This window comes from Parafrankia soli (assembly GCF_001854695.1).
Lineage (GTDB): Bacteria > Actinomycetota > Actinomycetes > Frankiales > Frankiaceae > Parafrankia > Parafrankia soli.
This window is the reverse complement of record NZ_MAXA01000288.1, coordinates 1-16,984: the sequence shown is the minus strand read 5'-3', so window position 1 is coordinate 16,984 and position 16,984 is coordinate 1. Positions and strand designations below refer to the sequence as shown.

Annotated in this window: 13 protein-coding genes; 10 read left to right on the top strand and 3 right to left on the bottom strand. The window is 74.3% G+C overall.

What is annotated here, in order from left to right; all coding sequences use genetic code 11:
• Positions 1-102 precede the first annotated feature (102 nt).
• The gene (locus tag BBK14_RS34220; RefSeq protein ID WP_071067260.1) at positions 103-450 is read left to right on the top strand and encodes a hypothetical protein; all 348 of its coding nucleotides are present in this window, start codon (positions 103-105) and stop codon (positions 448-450) included.
• Between the two features lie 570 nt (positions 451-1,020).
• Here the strand turns inward: BBK14_RS34220 and BBK14_RS34215 are convergent.
• The gene (locus BBK14_RS34215; RefSeq protein WP_071067264.1) at positions 1,021-1,833 is read right to left on the bottom strand and encodes a carbon-nitrogen family hydrolase; all 813 of its coding nucleotides are present in this window, start codon (positions 1,831-1,833) and stop codon (positions 1,021-1,023) included.
• Between the two features lie 315 nt (positions 1,834-2,148).
• On the opposite strand from BBK14_RS34215, the gene BBK14_RS34210 reads away from it, so the two are divergent.
• Positions 2,149-3,375 carry a cytochrome P450 gene (locus tag BBK14_RS34210; RefSeq protein WP_071067263.1) on the top strand — a complete coding sequence of 409 codons (1,227 nt, stop codon included), beginning with the start codon at positions 2,149-2,151 and terminating at the stop codon, positions 3,373-3,375.
• Positions 3,376-3,487: 112 nt separating this feature from the next.
• Complete coding sequence (locus BBK14_RS34205) at positions 3,488-3,877, top strand: VOC family protein (protein WP_071067259.1); 390 nt, start codon at positions 3,488-3,490, stop codon at positions 3,875-3,877.
• 7 nt (positions 3,878-3,884) lie between these two features.
• Here BBK14_RS34205 and BBK14_RS34200 read toward each other — a convergent pair whose 3' ends face one another.
• The gene (locus BBK14_RS34200) at positions 3,885-4,703 is read right to left on the bottom strand and encodes a tyrosine-protein phosphatase (RefSeq protein WP_071067258.1); all 819 of its coding nucleotides are present in this window, start codon (positions 4,701-4,703) and stop codon (positions 3,885-3,887) included.
• A 240-nt stretch (positions 4,704-4,943) separates the two neighbouring features.
• Here BBK14_RS34200 and BBK14_RS34195 point away from each other — a divergent pair, with 240 nt between their 5' ends.
• The 6 genes from BBK14_RS34195 to BBK14_RS34170 all read left to right on the top strand — a co-directional run bounded on the left by BBK14_RS34195 (position 4,944) and on the right by BBK14_RS34170 (position 11,325).
• Entirely contained in the window at positions 4,944-5,780 is an 837-nt protein-coding gene (locus BBK14_RS34195; protein WP_071067257.1) for an undecaprenyl-diphosphate phosphatase, read from the top strand.
• Positions 5,781-5,872: 92 nt separating this feature from the next.
• Entirely contained in the window at positions 5,873-6,598 is a 726-nt protein-coding gene (locus BBK14_RS34190; RefSeq protein WP_071067262.1) for a response regulator transcription factor, read from the top strand.
• Between the two features lie 5 nt (positions 6,599-6,603).
• Positions 6,604-8,040 carry an ATP-binding protein gene (locus tag BBK14_RS34185; protein WP_071067256.1) on the top strand — a complete coding sequence of 479 codons (1,437 nt, stop codon included), beginning with the start codon at positions 6,604-6,606 and terminating at the stop codon, positions 8,038-8,040.
• Positions 8,041-8,359: 319 nt separating this feature from the next.
• The gene (locus BBK14_RS34180; protein WP_071067261.1) at positions 8,360-9,631 is read left to right on the top strand and encodes a glycosyltransferase family 4 protein; all 1,272 of its coding nucleotides are present in this window, start codon (positions 8,360-8,362) and stop codon (positions 9,629-9,631) included.
• Positions 9,621-10,610, top strand: a complete 990-nt coding sequence (locus BBK14_RS34175; protein ID WP_071067255.1) for a lysylphosphatidylglycerol synthase transmembrane domain-containing protein — start codon at positions 9,621-9,623, stop codon at positions 10,608-10,610. Before BBK14_RS34180 ends, BBK14_RS34175 begins: the two co-directional genes overlap by 11 nt.
• Before the next feature lie 52 nt (positions 10,611-10,662).
• Positions 10,663-11,325: an NAD(P)-dependent oxidoreductase gene (locus BBK14_RS34170; RefSeq protein ID WP_071067254.1), complete on the top strand. Its 663-nt coding sequence runs from the start codon at positions 10,663-10,665 to the stop codon at positions 11,323-11,325.
• Positions 11,326-11,460: 135 nt separating this feature from the next.
• Here BBK14_RS34170 and BBK14_RS34165 read toward each other — a convergent pair whose 3' ends face one another.
• Positions 11,461-16,470 (bottom strand): diguanylate cyclase, encoded by a 5,010-nt coding sequence (locus BBK14_RS34165; protein WP_071067253.1) that lies wholly within the window; start codon positions 16,468-16,470, stop codon positions 11,461-11,463.
• Between the two features lie 302 nt (positions 16,471-16,772).
• Here BBK14_RS34165 and BBK14_RS34160 point away from each other — a divergent pair.
• Positions 16,773-16,984: TCP-1/cpn60 chaperonin family protein (locus BBK14_RS34160; RefSeq protein ID WP_275078535.1), on the top strand; the 212-nt coding region annotated here is incomplete at its 3' end.

Sequence of the window (16,984 nt, the reverse complement as noted above, 5' to 3'; positions counted from 1 at the left end):
CCTATCACCCGCATCATCATCGAAAAGGGATGTTCCGGATGAGCTGACAGGCCATCGGCCGGCACAGTCTGGTGGACACGCCGGGCGCGGCAGGATGGAGAGATGGCGAAGATCCCTGATGCGGCGCGGGTAGCGCTGGAACACCGGCTCCACACCCGCCACACCGCACGGTGGCCCGGGCTACGCACTCTGACGGTGCGCTACCGCGGCGACTTCGCCTACCTCGACGCCACCTTCACCGACGAGGACGACGACGCCGAACCCTACCCGCTGTGCCGGCTGCGCTACACCGGCCGGTCCGACCTGTGGGGATTCGCGATCTATCTCGACAGTAACGCGACCTACGAGGACTCGTTCCTGCCCACCGGACAACCCGCAGGCACCCCCGAACAGGCACTCGACTGCGCCTGCGGGCTCTACCTAGCCGACCCCACCGCCTGGATCCAATGATCACATCCGGCCCCCGCAGGACTTACGCGGCGCTGCACTAGGCGAATTGGGGTGCCGCGGGGCTGCCATCTCGCACGACAGTGGCCTACGGCGCCCCGCCCGGCCGCCGACCCCACTCTGTCAATCCCGGGCCGGCGGTCTGGAGACGTTGCCCCCGGCGCCGTTGGCGTCATCTCGGCCCTGGAGGTGGCCCTCCGTCCGGGGCGGAGCCGGCGATATCCGCACACCCGGGCGGGACCATCGGCCCGCTGGACACCACCGGCGGGCCGTGGCCGTTCCGGGGGCGAGGACGGCGCCCTGAGATCGACGGAGACGGCCGACCAGCCAGGTGCTCGCCATGTCCGCGACGGTGGCCGGCGCGCTCGGCGAGCACGCCGACGCCGCCCGGACGGCGGACATGGCCGCGTCGCTGGCCGTCGAGGCGGGTGACGCCCAGGCGGCCGGGCTCGCGTGGTCGGTCGCCGCCGGCGCACTGGCGAAGCAGGACGGCCGGACACGGGCGTCGCTGGACGTGGATCGCACGGTTCGGGACCTCCACGGGTCTCGTGTCCGAGGCCCCGGGTGGTGCGGCTACATCAGCCGGGGCCGCCCTACATCGGGTGATGCAAGGCGCCGCGACGCGAGCACTGGGAAGTCGGCGCGCACGGCGGCCAGCCTGGCCCGGTCGAGCACCGCCCGCAGGACCTGCGGGCCGGTGCCGGCGCGGGCCAGCACGGTGCCCCACGGGTCGACGACGAGGCTGGTGCCGGCCAGCTCCACTCCCCCGTGCCGGCCGGCTGCGTTGCAGGCGACGACGAAGACCTGGTTCTCGACCGCCCTGGCCCGCACCAGCAGCTCCCAGTGCTCCAGGCGGGCCAGCGGCCAGGCCGACACCACCACGACCACCTCGGCGCCGCGGTCGACCAGCAGCCGGAACAGTTCGGGGAACCGCAGGTCGTAGCAGGTGGCCAGACCGACGGCCCCGAGCGGCGTGGGCGCGACGAACACGTCCTCGCCGGCGGTCAGCAGCGTCGCCTCGGCGGATTCGTGGCCGAACAGGTGGATCTTGCGGTACCGGCCGAGGAGGGCTCCGTCCGGGCCGGCGAGGGCGGTGGTGTTGTGYAGCGCCCCACCGGGAGCGCGCTCGACGATGCTGCCGGTGACGATGTGCAGGCCGCGCCCGGCCGCCACCTCCCGCAGCGCGCCGATCGTGGGGCCGGCCAGCTCCTCGGCATCCTCGCTGTAGCGGTCGAAGTGGAAGTAGCCGGTGCGCCACAGCTCGGGCAGGACGACCAGGTCGGCCTCGCCCGCGCCGAGCCCGCGCAGATCGGCCAGGACCCGCGCGCCGCGGTCGGCYGGCGACTCGTCGTCCGGGCAGGCGATCTGGAGCAGCACCACCCGCACGGACGCACCGGTCACGCCCCCATGCTGTATCAGCCGTGCCGGCCTGTCGACGGTCGTCCGGCGGCGAAGGTCAGCCCCGGAGACAATGTTGACTGCGCCATACAATTAGATGATTCTGTGAGGGGTGTCACCCGACGCACGATATGCCCAGGCCAGACGGTTGGGCCGGGCGTGCGTCGGCACGCACCGGGCAGGACGGCGACAAGGAGCATGGACCGTGGCGGACGCATCCGAGATCACAGCGCCCTCGAGGACGCCGACAGACCGGCGGCCCCGCGCGACCGCGCTGGCGACCGCACCGGCGGGGGCGCGGCGATGACGACGGTGACGACGGAAACCAGCGACGCCGCCGGCGACGTCTACTACGACCCGTACGACTTCGAGATCGACGCCGACCCGTACCCGGTGTGGCGGCGGATGCGGGACTCCGTGCCGCTATACTACAACGCCAAATACGACTTCTACGCCGTCAGCCGGTTCGACGACGTCGAGAAGGCCATGGGCGAGCCGGACATCTTCCTCTCGGGCCGCGGCACGCTCATCGAGCTGATCAGGTCGGACATCCGCTTCCCTCCGGGCAACATCCTCTTCGAGGACCCGCCCCTGCACGACCTGCACCGCGGCATCCTCGGCCGGGTCTTCACCCCGCGCAGGATGCTCGCGATCGAGCCGGAGGTGCGCGAGTTCTGCGCCCGCTCGCTGGACCCGCTGGTGGCCGCCGGCGACTTCGACTTCATCGCCGACCTCGGCGCCCAGATGCCCATGCGGACGATCGGCATGCTGCTCGGCATCCCCGAGCAGGACCAGGAGGCGATCCGCGACGCCATCGACGAGGGCCTCACCCTCACCGAGGGCGCGCCGAAGCCGCTGCCCGCTGATCCCCTCGCCCGCTCCGAGGGCATGTTCGCCGACTACCTCGACTGGCGGGCGCGCAACCCCTCGGACGATCTCATGACCGACCTGATCACCGCCGAGTTCGAGGACGAGACGGGCACGACCCGCCGGCTGACCCGCGCCGAGGTCCTGACCTACGTGAACATGCTGGCGAGCGCCGGCAACGAGACGACCGCCYGGCTGATCGGCTGGACCGGGAAGATCCTCGCCGAGCACCCGGACCAGTTGCGGCAGGTCGCGCAGGACCGCTCGCTGGTCAACCAGGTGATCGAGGAGGTGCTCCGTTTCGAGGCGCCCTCCCCGATCCAGGCCCGCTACGTCGCCCGGGACGTCGAGGTGCACGGCCAGACGGTGCCGGAGGGCAGCGTCATGGTGCTGCTCAACGGCTCGGCCAACCGCGACGAGCGCCAGTTCGTCAACGGCGACAGCTTCGACATCCACCGGTCGATCAGCCGTCATGTCAGCTTCGGCCGCGGGCTGCACTTCTGCCTGGGCGCCGCGCTCGCCCGCCTCGAGGGACGGGTGGCGCTGGACGAGGTGCTCAAGCGCTGGGACCACTGGGAGGTCGACTACGACCGCGCCGTCCAGGCCCGCACCTCCACCGTCCGCGGCTGGGCCAAGCTCCCGGTCACGGCGACGCCGAGGTGACCCCGCCCGCGCGGCGGGCACCGAAGAACGACCGGGCCGGGATCCCGCCGAACGGGTACCGGACGAACAGAGCCGGCCGAGTGAGAGCCGGCAGACCTACTGAGGGAGTGCCTTGACGCTGCAGCGGATCGAGGTCGGGCTGGTCAGCACCGACGAGTCCCTGGCGGAGTTCTACGCCACCACGTTCGGGATGGAGCGCCTGCCCGGCATCGAGGCGGGCCCCGGAGTCGTGCACCGACTGCGGACGTCCGACATCGTGATCAAGGTGATGGTCCCCAAGCGGGCGCCGGCGGCCACCGAGCCGGCCACGCACTTCTTCGCCGCGACCGGGCTGCGGTACATCACCCTCTACTCGGACGATCTCGACGGCATCGTCGAGCGGGCCACCGCCCACGGCGGCAAGGTGACGCACGGCCCCGCGTCCATCGGGCCCGGTGTGCGCATCGCCGTGCTGCAGGACCCGGACGGCAACGCGGTGGAGGTGGTCGAGGGCGCCTCCTGAGGCATCCTCATCCCTGCCCGAGCGGCTCGACGAGTTGGGCTCGCAGCCGCTCGGGCAGGTCGGGGGCGGTCCCGGCGGCCTCCTCGAGGTAGCCCTGCACCGACCCGTGCCGCTCGGTGAGGGCCGCCAGCAGCGTGCCCAGTGCCTCCCTGGGCGCGCCGAACACGGCCCGGTAACGCTCGACGTCCACGTCGGTGCCGTCGAGCCGGCGCCGCAGCCGCGCCATCTTGGGGTCGGTGTAGTGGACGGCGCTGAGCTCGAAGTCGTCGAGGATCACCGCCTCGTCGACGCCGAGGAGCGAGAGCAGCAGCGCGGCGGCGACCCCGGTCCGGTCCTTGCCGGCCGTGCAGTGGAACAGGGCCGGCGTCGCGTCCGGCTCGGCGAGCCCGGTGAGGAGGCGGCCGAACGTCGGTGCGCCCGTCTCGGCCATCGCGTCGTAGACGCGCGCGAGGAAGTCCGGCGGCACCTCTGCCAGCCGGCCCGCGACGACGAGATCGGTCAACTCCCTGGTCCGCGCCGCGCTGCCGCCGATGGCGAGCCGCTCGCACCGGACCCCGCCGGGTAGCAGCGACGGCGCCCGCTCGATCTCGGCCTCGGTCCGCAGGTCGTAGACGACCCGCAGGCCGAGTTGCTCGACGGTGGCCAGGTCGGCGGCGGTGAGGCGGTGCAGCGCCGCCGACCGGTAGACCCGGCCCCAGCGCACCCGGCCCCCGCCCGTGGTCGGGTAGCCGCCCAGGTCACGAACGTTGACGGCGCCCTCGAGGCGCACCAGCCGCACCCTGTCCTCGCCCGACCTGCCCTCGCCCGGCCCGGGCCCGGGCGTCACCGTCGCTCGATGCGCGCGGCGACGTCCCGCGACATCCGCAGAACTTCGCTCTTCACGTCGGGAACTGTATTCCGACGCCCTGCCCGGGGCCTGGCAGCGGTCCCGCAGAGCCGTTCCAGGGCTCCCACCTGCGTCTTCGGAGACCACCACATCGTCCTCACATGGGTGCCGTCCTACTCTGCCTGGCACATGACCGCGCGCGGCGCCGCCGTGCCCGAACCAGCCAGAGGATCCAATCCGGTGAGTGCGATCAGCGTCGGCCAGGCCGTCCTCCTCGGGATCGTCGAGGGGGTGACGGAGTTCCTGCCCGTCTCCTCCACCGGCCACCTCAAGATCGCTGAAGGGCTGATGGACATCCCCGTCGACGACAGGTCGGTCGTCGCTTTCACCGCCGTCATCCAGGTCGGCGCGATCGCCGCGGTACTGCTGTACTTCTTCGTCGACATCCGGCGCTTCGTCGGCGCCTTCGCGAACGGGCTCGTCGACCGGGAGGCCCGGCAGCGCCACGACTTCAAGTTCGCCTGCTGGGTCTTCTACGCGACGCTGCCCGTGGTCGCCGTCGGGCTGGCCGCCAAGTCCCTGATCGACGGCCCGCTCGCCTCGCTGTGGGTCGTCGCCGGCTCGCTGCTCGCCGGCAGCGCCGTGATGTGGTTCGCCGACCGGTTCGGCCGCCGCAAGCGCGGTGAGGACGACATCGACCTCACCGACGCCATGGCGGTCGGCTCGTCGCAGATCCTGGCACTGCTGTTCCCCGGCTTCTCCCGCTCCGGCGCGACGATGTCGACGGCGCTGGTGCGCGACCTGGACCGGGTGGCGGCGACCCGGCTGTCGTTCTTCCTGTCGATCCCGGCGCTGACCGGAGCCGGGCTCTACGAGCTGAAGGACGCGGTGGGCGGCGGAGTCTCCGTGCTCCCGCTCGCCGTCGGCACGCTGGTGTCGTTCGTCGTCGCCTACGCCTCGATCGCCTGGCTGCTCCGGTACGTCGCCCGGCACTCGTTCGACCTCTTCGTCGGCTACCGGGTCGCCGTCGCCGTCATCCTGATCGGGCTGCTGGCGACCGGCACGCTCGCCACGTGACACCGCGGGCCGGCGGCGCCGGCGTCCCCGGCGTGACGATCGGCCCATCCGGCGCGACGGCCGACACGGCGCCGGCCTTCTACGATCGAGCGGTGCGGGTACTGGTCGTGGATGACGAGGAGCGCACCGCGGACCTGCTCCGCCGGGGCCTGACCGAAGCGGGTTACGCCGTCGACCTGGTGCACGACGGCACGGACGCGGTCTGGCAGGCCGGCGAGATCTCCTACGACGCCATCGTGCTCGACCTGATGCTGCCCGGCCTCGACGGCTTCGAGGTCTGCCGCCGGCTCCGGGCGGCCCGGCGGTGGTCCCCGATCCTGATGCTCACCGCCCGCGGCGACGTCGACGACCGCATCCACGGCCTCGACGCCGGCGCCGACGACTACCTCGCCAAGCCGTTCAGCTTCGGTGAGCTGACGGCCCGGCTCCGCGCGCTGATCCGCCGCGGTGCCGTCGAGCGGCCGGCCACGCTGCGGGTCGGCGACATCCACCTCGACCCCGCCGCGCGGAGCGTGCGGCGGGCCGGCGAGCCCGTCGACCTGTCGGCCAAGGAGTTCTCGCTGCTGGAGCTGCTGATGCGGCGCCCCGGCGAGGTCCTCACCAGGAGCTACATCCTGGATCACATGTGGGACCTCGGCTACGACGGCACGTCCAACGTGGTCGACCAGTACGTGCGGTACCTGCGCAGGAAGATCGACCCGGCGGACGGCCTGTCGCGCATCGAGACGGTCCGCGGCGCCGGCTACCGCCTCCGCACCGAGACCACCGAGACCACCGACACAGCTGACACAGCTGACACAGCCGAGACGGGGACKTAGCGCCCGTGCCGCTGCGGGTACGACTGACCCTGCTGTTCGTCCTGGGCACCACGCTGGTACTCGCGGCCGCCGGTGTGCTGTTCTACGCGCTGCTGCGCACCAACCTGCGGAACTCCGTCGACGCGAACCTGCGCACCCGGATGGTCGTGCTCGCCGTGCAGGTCCCCGCCGCGGCGGACCCGGCCGCGCAGCTGCGGGCCTACGGCGCCGGGCCCGCCCAGCTGCTGCGCCCCGACGGCTCCGTCGCCGCCTCGAACGACAGCGCCGGTCCCGAGCCGCTGCTCGAGCCCGAGCAGGTGGCCACCGCGCTCGTCCGCCCGGAGTTGCTCACATCCGGCGAGCTGCAGGAGCCGGGCGGCGACGATGACGACGACGACGCGCGCGCGCTGGCCGTCCCGGTGCGGACCGGGGCTCGGGACGGGGTTCTGGTCGTCGCGACGAGCACCGATCTGACCGACTCGGCCGAGGACCGCGTCCGCAACATCATGGTCAGCGCGACGGCGCCGATGGTCACGCTCTCCGGGCTCGCGGCCTGGCTGCTGTCGGGCGCCGCCCTGCGCCCGGTCGACCGCATGCGCCGGCAGACCGCCGCCATCAGCGAGTCGGACAGCTCCGCCGAGCTGGACGTGCCCCCGACCCGCGACGAGATCGCCGCCCTGGCCGCCACGATGAACAACCTGCTGCGCCGGCTGCACGCCGCCCGCGCCCGCGACCGGGCGTTCGTCGCCGACGCCGGGCACGAGCTGCGGACCCCGCTCACCAACCTCAAGGCCGAGCTCGAGCTCGCCGGCCGCCCAGCCCGCACCCGTGACGAGCTCGTCGACGCGGTCGCGGGCGCGGCGGAGGAGACCGAGCGGCTGATCCGGCTCTCCGAGTCACTGCTCACGCTCGCCCGGATGGACAGCGGCATCACCGCCCCGCGGCGGCTGGACGTCGGCGACCTCCTCGAGCGGGCCGCCCGCGCCGCGACCGGCCACGCCGAGACCAGGCAGGTCCGCCTCCACCTGGACGCCGACCCGGCCCTCGCCGTGGACGCGGACCCCGATATGCTCCGCCAGGCGGTCGACAACCTGGTGGCCAACGCCATCCGCCACGCGCCGCCCGGCACCGCCGTGGACGTCCGGGCCGGGCCGGGTGAGGCCGGGAGGACCGTCGTCGTGCGGGTGCGTGACCGCGGCCCGGGGTTCCCCCCGGACTTCCTGCCGCGTGCCTTCGAACGTTTCAGCCGCGCCGACGCCGCGCGCACCCGCGACCACGGCGGCGCCGGCACCAGCGGAAACAGCGGCGGGACGGGCCTCGGGGGCACCGGGCTCGGGCTCGCCATCGCCGCGGCGGTGGCGCGGGCCCACCAGGGGACCGCCACCGCCGCCAACCATCCCGACGGCGGCGCCGTCGTCACGCTCACGCTGCCCGCCGCGGGCGGTTCCCCGCCGGACCGGTAGAACCTGGAGGAGTCCCATGTCCGCGCCGGACGGTGGTGTCGGGAAGCCGGCGGCAACGCCCTGACCAGGCGGCCACAGGCGGACGGCAAAATCGTGGGATGCGCGCCCTCGACCCCGGAGCCGGCCCGAGGGACAAGCGGTGACCCGCGCGCCTGGAGCGCTCTCATCAGCGTCACACGATCCAGCGGCGAAGCTCCCCTTCGTGAGAGGTTGTCCACTGCCATCACCAGCCCGCCCCAGCAGCCCGTCCGCCACCGCCCGCCCCCCGCGCGCCCCGGTGATCGCCCGGCAGCGGGAGCCCCTGCCCGCCGTCCACGACATGCCGCGTGTGCTGGTGGTGGCGGACAAGTTCCCGCCGACGATCGGCGGGATCCAGACGTTCGCCTGCCGGCTGACGGCCGGCCTGCCCCCGGACCGGGCCGTCGTCCTCGCCCCGACCCAGCCCGGTGACGCCGAGTTCGACCGCACCCTCGGCTTTCCGGTGATCCGCACCGAGCACGGCATGATCACCTCGCCGCGTGGCCGGCGGGAGCTGCGGGCCGCCGTCCGGGCGCACGGGTGCGAGGTGGCGTGGTTCCCCACCGCCGCCCCGCTCGGCGTGCTCGCGCCGGTGCTGCGCGAGGCCGGCGTCGAGCGGGTGGTGGCCTCCAGCCACGGGCACGAGGTCGCCTGGTCCCGGCTGCCGTTCGGACGGCTGCTGGTCTCCACCGTCGGCGCGCGGGTCGACGTGCTGACCTACCTCACCGAGTTCACCCGCCGCCGGCTCGCGGCGGTCACCCCGCCGGGGACCGAGCTGGCCCGGCTCACCGGCGGCGTCGACACCGAGCGGTTCCAGCCGGGCGCCGGCGGGGACGAGATCCGCCGGGGCCTGGGCTGGTCGGACGAGCCGGTCGTGATCTGCGTGGCCCGCCTCGTCACCCGCAAGGGCCAGGACACACTCATCCGGGGCTGGCACGACGTCCGACGCCGGCACCCGTACGCGCGGCTGCTGCTCGTGGGCGGCGGGCCCGCCGAGGACCGCCTGCGCCGCCTGGCCGCGCGGACCGGCGTCTCCGACGGTGTGCACTTCGCCGGTCCCGTGCCCGAGGAGCTCCTCCCCGCCTACCTCGACGCGGCGGACGTCTTCGCGATGCCGTCACGCACCCGGCTGTGCGGGCTCGACCTGGAGGGCCTCGGGCTCTCCGCGCTCGAGGGGGCGGCCAGCGGCCTGCCGGTGATCACCGGCGCCCAGGGCGGCGCACCGGACGTCGTCATCCCCGGCCGCACCGGCGTGGCCGTCAACGGGCACGACCGCACGGCCGTGGCCGCCGCCGTCATCGACCTGCTCGACGACCCGCGGCAGGCGGAGCGGATGGGCGCGGCCGGCCGCGCGTGGATGCGGGCGGCGTGGAGCTGGGAGACGCTCAGCCTGCGCCTCGCCGGCATCCTCAGCGGGCAGGCCCCGACCGGCGCCGGCGCCGCCGCCGATGCGGCATGGACCGCGGCAGATGCCGAGGATGGGGCAGATGCCGAGGCCGGGGCCCGGACGGCTGTCGCGGTGGGCGGCGCCCGGGTGGGCATGACGGTGCCGGAGCGCGGCGATGGTCGTTGAGGCGCCGGCCGAGGCCGTAGGGCCCGAGCCCGCGTACGGCCGGCGGCCGCCGGCGGGCTCGGCGAGCCACCGGTGGCGGACGGCCCTCGCCTGCGTCGTCCCGCTGCTCGCGGTGCTCTGGCTGCTCCACAGCTGGTCGACGGTCACGGCGAGCGTCCGCCACCTGACGGCCGCGCACCCGGGCTGGCTCGCCGTCGCGATGCTCGCCGCCCTGCCGACCTGGATCGCGGGAGCCGCCAGCCTGCAGGGGGCGGTCGCCCGGCGGCTGCCCGTCGGGCCGATGCTGGCCGTGCAGGTGGCGGGCAGCGTCGCCAACCACGTGCTGCCCGCCGGCTTCGGCGTCGGGGCGGTGAAGCTGCGCTTCCTCAACCGGCACGGCGTCCCCCTGCGCGAGGCGGTGGCCGCGGTCGGACTCGACGCCACCGCCGGAATGATCACCCATGTCGCGGTCCTGGTCGCGCTGCTCTCCGGCGGGTTCCTGCACATGAGCGGGCCACCTGGTGGGCTGATCGCCACGGTGGCCGCCGTGGTGGCCGGGCTGCTCGCGGTCGGCTGGGCCCTGCCGCCGGTCCGGCGGGCGTGCCGGCGCGGCTGGACGCACGTGACGGCCCAGGCCCGGATGCTGGCGGAGATCCTGCGGGTGCCGAGCCGGGCGGTGATGCTCTGGGGCGGCTCCACCGCGATCCCGCTCCTGCACGCGGTGACCCTGCTGTTCGTGGTGCGGGCGCTGCATCTCCCGCTGGCCGCCGGCGCGGTGTTCGCCATCTACTACCTGGCCAGCAGCGCGTCCGCGCTCATCCCGTCGCCGGGTGGTTTCGGCTCGCTGGACGCGGCGCTGACCGCGGCGATCGTCGCGGCGGGGCAGTCACCCACCTCCGCCCTCGCCGCCGTCCTCGGGTACCGGCTGATCACGGTGTGGATCCCGCTCGCGCCCTCGGCCTGCGTCATGGCGGCGCTGGTACGGCGGGGTCACCTCTGACCAGGGAACCCGCGTGTTGGATGCAGGTCAATTCTTGCCGAAGGAGGACGCGGTGAAGGTGGGTTTCGTCGGGCTGGGAAGCATGGGGCTGCCGATGGCGCAGCGGATCCAGGCCGAGGGCCACGACCTCACCCTGTACGCCCGGCGGGCGGCCTCGCTGGAGCCGTTCGCGGGCACCGGCGTGACCGTCGCGACGACGCCGGCGGAGATGGATCCGGGGCTCGACGCGGTCGGGATCTGCGTCTTCGACGCGGACGGCGTCCAGGAGGTCGTGTTCGGCCCACACGGCCTCGTCCGCACCCTGCGGCCCGGTGCCGTCGTGCTCGTGCACAGCACCGTCTTCCCCACGCAGATCCGGGAGATCGCCGCGCGGGCGGCGGAGCACGGTCTGCGCGTCCTCGACGCGCCGGTGAGCGGCGGTGCCCCCCGGGCACTGGACGGCAAGTTGACGATCATGATCGGCGGGGACACCGAGGCGGTCGCCGCGGCGCGCGAGCTGCTGTCGACGCTGTCCGACCACGTCGTCCACCTCGGCCCGGTCGGGGCCGGCTCGCACGCGAAACTCATCAACAACACGCTGTTCGCCGCGCAGATCGCGCTCACGGACGCCGCGATGGCGGCCGGCGACGTGCCCGGGGACGTCCCCGGGCACGAGCTCATCGACGTGGCGCGGCGGTTCGTCGCCGCGATACAGGAGACCGGAGGCGCACGATGACCACAGCTCTGACAGCCGGGTACGGGGCCGTGGGGCACGGTGTCGAGGTCCCGTTCGGTGCGCTCAGCCGCCGTTGAAGGGAGCGCGGCCGCGTTCGAGCCCGGCCTCTCGCCCGCGCCGTGGTGATCCGGGTGCTCAACGGGTGACGGAGCGCGGGAGGGGGCCTTCCACCCGGTCCCGGCCGCCGCGCTTGGCCCGGTAGAGCTCGACGTCGGCGCGTTCGACGAACGCCGCCACCTCGTCGCCCGGGGCGGGAATGGTCGCCGCGACCCCGATGCTCACGGTGACGATCCGGTGGATCACCAGCGGATGCGGCTCGGCCAGCTCGACGACCGCGCGGCGCAGGTGCCGGGCCAGCTCGACGGCGGTCTCCGGGCCGGTGTCGGGCATGACGACGGCGAACTCCTCCCCGCCGAACCGCGCCGCCGTATGGGTGGGCCGCAGGCTCGCGGCCAGGCCGGCGGCGACCCGCTGCAGGCACCGGTCACCGGCGGTGTGCCCGAAGTGGTCGTTGTAGAGCTTGAAGTGGTCGATGTCGATCATCGCCAGCGCGATCGGCGTCGAGTGCAGCCGGGCGCGGTGCCACTCGGCGTCGAGGACCTCCTCGAGGCGCCGCCGGTTCGCCAGGCCGGTGAGCGAGTCGGTACGCGAGAGCTGCTCCAGCCGCCGGTTGGCGGCGGCGAGCTGCTGGGTGCGCTCGGCGACCTTGCGCTCCAGCGAGGCGTACACCAGGGCGTTGTCGAGCGAGACGGCCAGCTGCCCGGCGATGAGCATGATCCCTTCGAGGCGTTCGGTGGCGAACGCACCGCGGATCATCCGGTTCTCCAGCAGCAGCATCGCCCGCAGCCTGCCCCGGATCATGAGGGGGACGGCCAGCAGGGAGCAGCGGTCGATGTCGGTGAAGTACGGGTCGCGGCAGAACCGGTCGTCGCGGATCGAGTCGGCGACGACGACCGGCTCCCGGGTGCGTTCGGCGTAGCGGACGACCGAGGCCGGCAGCAGGCGCCGCCGGGCGGCCTCTGGCAGCGGCACGGAGCCGCCGTTCCCGACCGGCACCAGCCAACCCTGATCCTGCTGGTCACGGAGCAGCAGGTGGACGCCGGTCGCGCCGGCCATCTCCGACAGGATGCCCGCGACCCTGGCCCGCAGCCCGCCGACGTTGGTCTCGGAGCTGAGCGTGCGCGACGCCGCGACGATGCCGAGCAGATCGATGGTCCCGGTCGTCAGGACGGCGCGCCGCCCGGCCGGTGAGTCCGCGGCCGACGCGTTCGCCGGCACCGGCGCCGGGCGGGCGGCGTCGGCGGCCGGACCCGCCGCGTCGGGACCGGTGAGTCCGCCGGGCCCGGTGAGCTCGACAGGCCCGGCGGGCAGCGCCGGGTGGGCCCAGTCGAGCTGGGCGACCTTCGCCGTCGCGCCCCAGGCCAGGTAGTGGCGGCGGGCGGCGGCGAGCAGCGCGTGGCCGGCCTCCTCCAGCCCGTGCGCCAGGTAGAACCGCGCCGCGCGCTCCAGGATCAGCGCCCGGTGCCACGGCCGGGCCCGGGTGGCGGCCTCCCGCTGCGCCACGTCGTACGCGTACGCCGCCTCGCGGAACTCCCCCGTCGCCCAGGCCCGCTCCGCCTCCACCAGGCGCAGCAGGTGCAGGTAGTTGGACGGCGCGTCGGCCGCGCGCGCCGCCAGCCAGTCGATCGACTCGTCCAGCTCGGCCAGCACGGCGGCACGCCGGGACGGCACCGCGGCCCGGGCCTGGCCGGCCAGCGCCAGCGAGCGCAGCAGCCGCGCCAGCACCGTCGAGTAGTGCGCCTGGACGGCCGGCAGCACCGCCATCGCCCCCGCGGTGTGCCGGGCCAGCTCCACCGGGTGGTCGAGGATGGCCGCGGCGACCGCCCGGGTGATGTGCAGTTGGGCGGCGGCCAGCGGGTTGGCGGCCAGCAGCTCCGCACCCAGCCGGCCCAGGTCGGACGTCCCGTCGGCCGCCGGGGGGCCGGCCGCGCCGCGGAGCACGTCCGTCAGGTGCCGGTACATGCGGAACGTCTCCTCGGCGTGGCCGTTGCCGGTGCACGCGGCGAACGCCAGCGCCTCGTCGACCTCGGCGGCGACGACGTCGAGGGACGGCGCGCAGTCGAACAGGCCGTACACCAGCGCGTAGTGGGTCCAGCACGCGTTCTGCAGGTCACCGCCGCGGATCAGGCCCTCCAGGGCGCGGCGCGCCGCGTCCACGTTCTCCTCAAGCGGGTCGAACCAGTGGCCGGTGCCGAGCACATACAGGAAACGCACCTGCCACAGCGCGGGTTCGTAGCCGCGGGCCCGGCAGACCTCGATGATCCGCCGCAGCGCCCGCCACCCGGTGCGATAGTCGTCGCGCCAGGCGACGGCGACGAACCCGGCGTGGCCGGCAGGGCCGGCCAGGGCCGGGCCGGGACCGTCCCGGATCCACATCCGCAGTGTCTGTATGGTCAGCCAGGCCAGCATCTGCTGGTCCTCGAAGAACGCGGCGGGCATGAGCCGGTTGATGAGCTCGACGGCGCCGGACCCCGCCAGGTCGGCGCCGGACCCCGCCCGGTCCGCGCCACGGGCCCGCCGCAGGTCGTCGGCCGTCGTGGTCCGCTCGAGCCACTGATCGAGCGTGTCCAGGCCGCGGTCGATCTCCCCGTCGAGGTCGTCCCGCTCCGGGATGGCGAGGCCGAGCCACCGCAGCTGCTGGTAACCCAGACTCAGCGCCGCCCCCGCCCGGCCCCGGTTGGTGAGGCTGCTGACCTGGACCAGGGTCGCGGCCGTGCGCCGCGCCGGGTCGGCGCACAGCCGGCCGAGGGTCTCGTACTCCTCGTCGGCGTCCTCCAGCCGGCCGAGCATGTACAGGGCGGCGTGCCGGCCGGTGTGCACCTCGATCAGCTGATCGAGGTCCACCGGATCGGTGAACGCCACCGCGGCGGCCAGCAGCCTCTCCGCCAGCGGGTAGTTGCTCAGCAGCGTGGCCTCGTCGGCGGCACGCCGCAGCAGGTCGGCGGTCAGCCGCCGGGCCAGGGCCAGCCGCAGAGCCCGCTCCGCCGGCCCGGTGAGGCCGGCCAGGACGGCCTCCTGCGCCCGGTCGTGGCGGAAGCGCACGCCGCGTCGCCCGTCGGTCTCCAGCACCAGCAGCCCGCGTGCGAACGCCGGGGCGAGCCGCCGCTCGAGCTCCCACGCCGCCTGCCCGGTCGCGGCCGCCAAGAGCTCGAAGTCCACCTGGCCGGCCAGGCACGCGGCCGCCGCCAGTGCCTCCCGGGCGGGCGGGGCCAGCGCCGCCACCCGGGCGCGCAGCAGCTCGATCACGTCCGCCCGGGCGAGCCGGGCGCGCAGCGTCTCCGGCGCCCACCGCCAGCGGCCGGCCACCCGGGTCAGCAGGCCGTCGTGGCGCAGCGAGTTGACCAGCTCGACGGTGTCGTACGGATTGCCCCCGGTGGCCGGCGCGATCAGCCGCGCGAGCTGCCGGCCGCGCTCCGGAGGCAGCCGCAGCAGGTCGGTCACCATGGCGGCCTGGTCGGGCGGGGGCAGGTTCCGCAGCCGCAGGTGGCGCGGCCCGGCCGGCTGGCGCCGCCAGCGCGCGAGCATCGGCGCCATCGGGTGCGTGGCGTCGACCTCGTCGTCCCGGTAGGCGCCGACGACCAGCAGCCCCTCGTGCTCCTGCTCGCCGCCGAGGATCAGGTCGAGCACGCCGAGCGGGGTCCGGCCGGCCCACTGCAGGTCGTCGACGAAGATCACCAGCGGGCGTTCCCGGGAAGCGACGGCGCGCAGCACCTCGACGGCGGCGCGCTGCGCACGCACCTGCGCGGTCATCGGGTCGCCCGCCATCGGGGGGATCCGCAGCAGCGCGGCCAGCTCGGGCACCACGGCGGCGACCAGGCCGGCGCCAGGGCCCAGCCCGCCCAGGAGCCTCTCCCGGACCTCGTCCAGGGAGCCCTCCGGCTCGGCCAGCAGCAGCCGACCCAGCGCCCGCAGTGCCTGCCGGATCCCGTCGTACTCCTGGTCCCGCCGGTACTGGTCGAACTTGCCCGTCACGAACCAGCCGCCGGCACCGGCCACGATCGACCGCAGCTCGTTCACCAGGGACGTCTTTCCCACCCCGGGCGCCCCGGCGACGAGAATCCCGCGGCAGCGGCCCGCCACCGCGTCGGTGAACGCCGCGCGGAGCTCGCCGGTCTCCCGCTCCCGGCCGGCCAGCCGGGACGGCGTCAGCGGCCGCTCCGGAAGATCGTGCTCGCCGGGCCGCACGCACGCGCCGCGGTGCACCAGGACGAGGTCGAGGGCCAGGCCCTCGGCACTCTGGTAGCGGTCGTCCGGCTCCTTCTCCAGCAGGTGCATGACGACGTCCGACAGCCCGGCCGGCAGTGCCGGGTTCACCACCGACGGCGCCACGGGCACCCGGGTGAGATGGTCGTGGATGATCCGCAGCGGGTCACCCGAGCCGAACGGCGGCGCGCCGGTCGCCAGCTCGTACAGGGTGGCGCCGACGGCGTACAGGTCGGCCCGCTGGTCGACGGGGCTCCCCGTCCAGCCGGTCTGCTCCGGCGCGAGGTAGGGCACCGTCCCGACGATCTCGTTGTGATGGGCGAACCCGGGCTGGATCTCGGTGGCGGTCGTCGCGAGCGCGAAGTCGATCAGGTACGGCCGGTTCCCGGCCCGGTTCACCACGATGTTCGCCGGGCTGATGTCCCGGTGCAGCACACCGCGCCCGTGCATCCCCGCCACCGCCCGGGCGAGCGCCCCGGCCAGGTCGACCAGCTCGGCCGGGTCCATGGGCGTGGCCCGCCGGGACAGGTCCGCGCCGCCGACGTCGGCCAGCAGGAGGCCGCCGATGCCGGCCAGCGGGACGCCGCCCCTGTCGGCCAGCAGGGCGGAGCCCGCGCCGTCGAGCTCGGCGGCCGGCAGGGCCGGGCCGTCGGGCCCGGCGGCCGCCAGGTGTGCGACCCCCTCGACCCCGGCCAGCCGCTCGAGGATGTCGACCTCGTGGCGCAGCCGCCACCGGGCGCCCGGACCCAGCGGTTCCTTGCGGATCACGCTCCCGGCCGGGAGCAGCAGCCTCGTCACCCTGGTCCGGGCCGTCTCGTGTAACAGCTCCGTCCGCACCACCGCCGGCGGGTCCCGGCTCGGTGGCGTCTGCTGGGATCCCATCCGCAAACCCCCACACCGAGCAGCGTGCTGCCCACTCGTCCAGTCTGCCCCCGATCACGGGGTCACCAACGGGACGGTCTCTGGCGGGTCCCGGCGGCTCCCGACACCGCCGGGACAGTCCCGGGCGCGGTTGCTTTCAGGGCTCACGAAGGCTATAAGTGGGTTAGCACTCGACAGGGTTGAGTGCCAACCTCTGGCGCGACGGGTGCCCGGGCCGACGGCCCGATCATCATGTTCGTTTGGGCCCCGCCGGCGGCAGGCACTCCTCCGCATGGCTCAAGCCCAGGAGGAAACACTCCAATATGCCGAAGATCATTGCCTTCGATGAAGAGGCACGGCGCGGCCTGGAGCGCGGCATGAACCAGCTGGCCGACGCGGTCAAGGTCACGCTCGGCCCCAAGGGYCGCAACGTCGTGCTGGAGAAGAAGTGGGGCGTCCCCACGATCACCAACGACGGCGTCAGCATCGCCAAGGAGATCGAGCTCGAGGACCCGTACGAGAAGATCGGCGCGGA

Excerpts from the sequence above, each read along its gene's own strand:
- BBK14_RS34220 (WP_071067260.1), top strand. The coding sequence starts at position 103 with ATGGCGAAGATCCCTGATGCGGCGCGGGTAGCGCTGGAACACCGGCTC.
- BBK14_RS34180 (WP_071067261.1), top strand. The coding sequence starts at position 8,360 with ATGCCGCGTGTGCTGGTGGTGGCGGACAAGTTCCCGCCGACGATCGGC.
- BBK14_RS34175 (WP_071067255.1), top strand. The coding sequence starts at position 9,621 with ATGGTCGTTGAGGCGCCGGCCGAGGCCGTAGGGCCCGAGCCCGCGTAC.
- BBK14_RS34165 (WP_071067253.1), bottom strand. The coding sequence starts at position 16,470 with ATGGGATCCCAGCAGACGCCACCGAGCCGGGACCCGCCGGCGGTGGTG.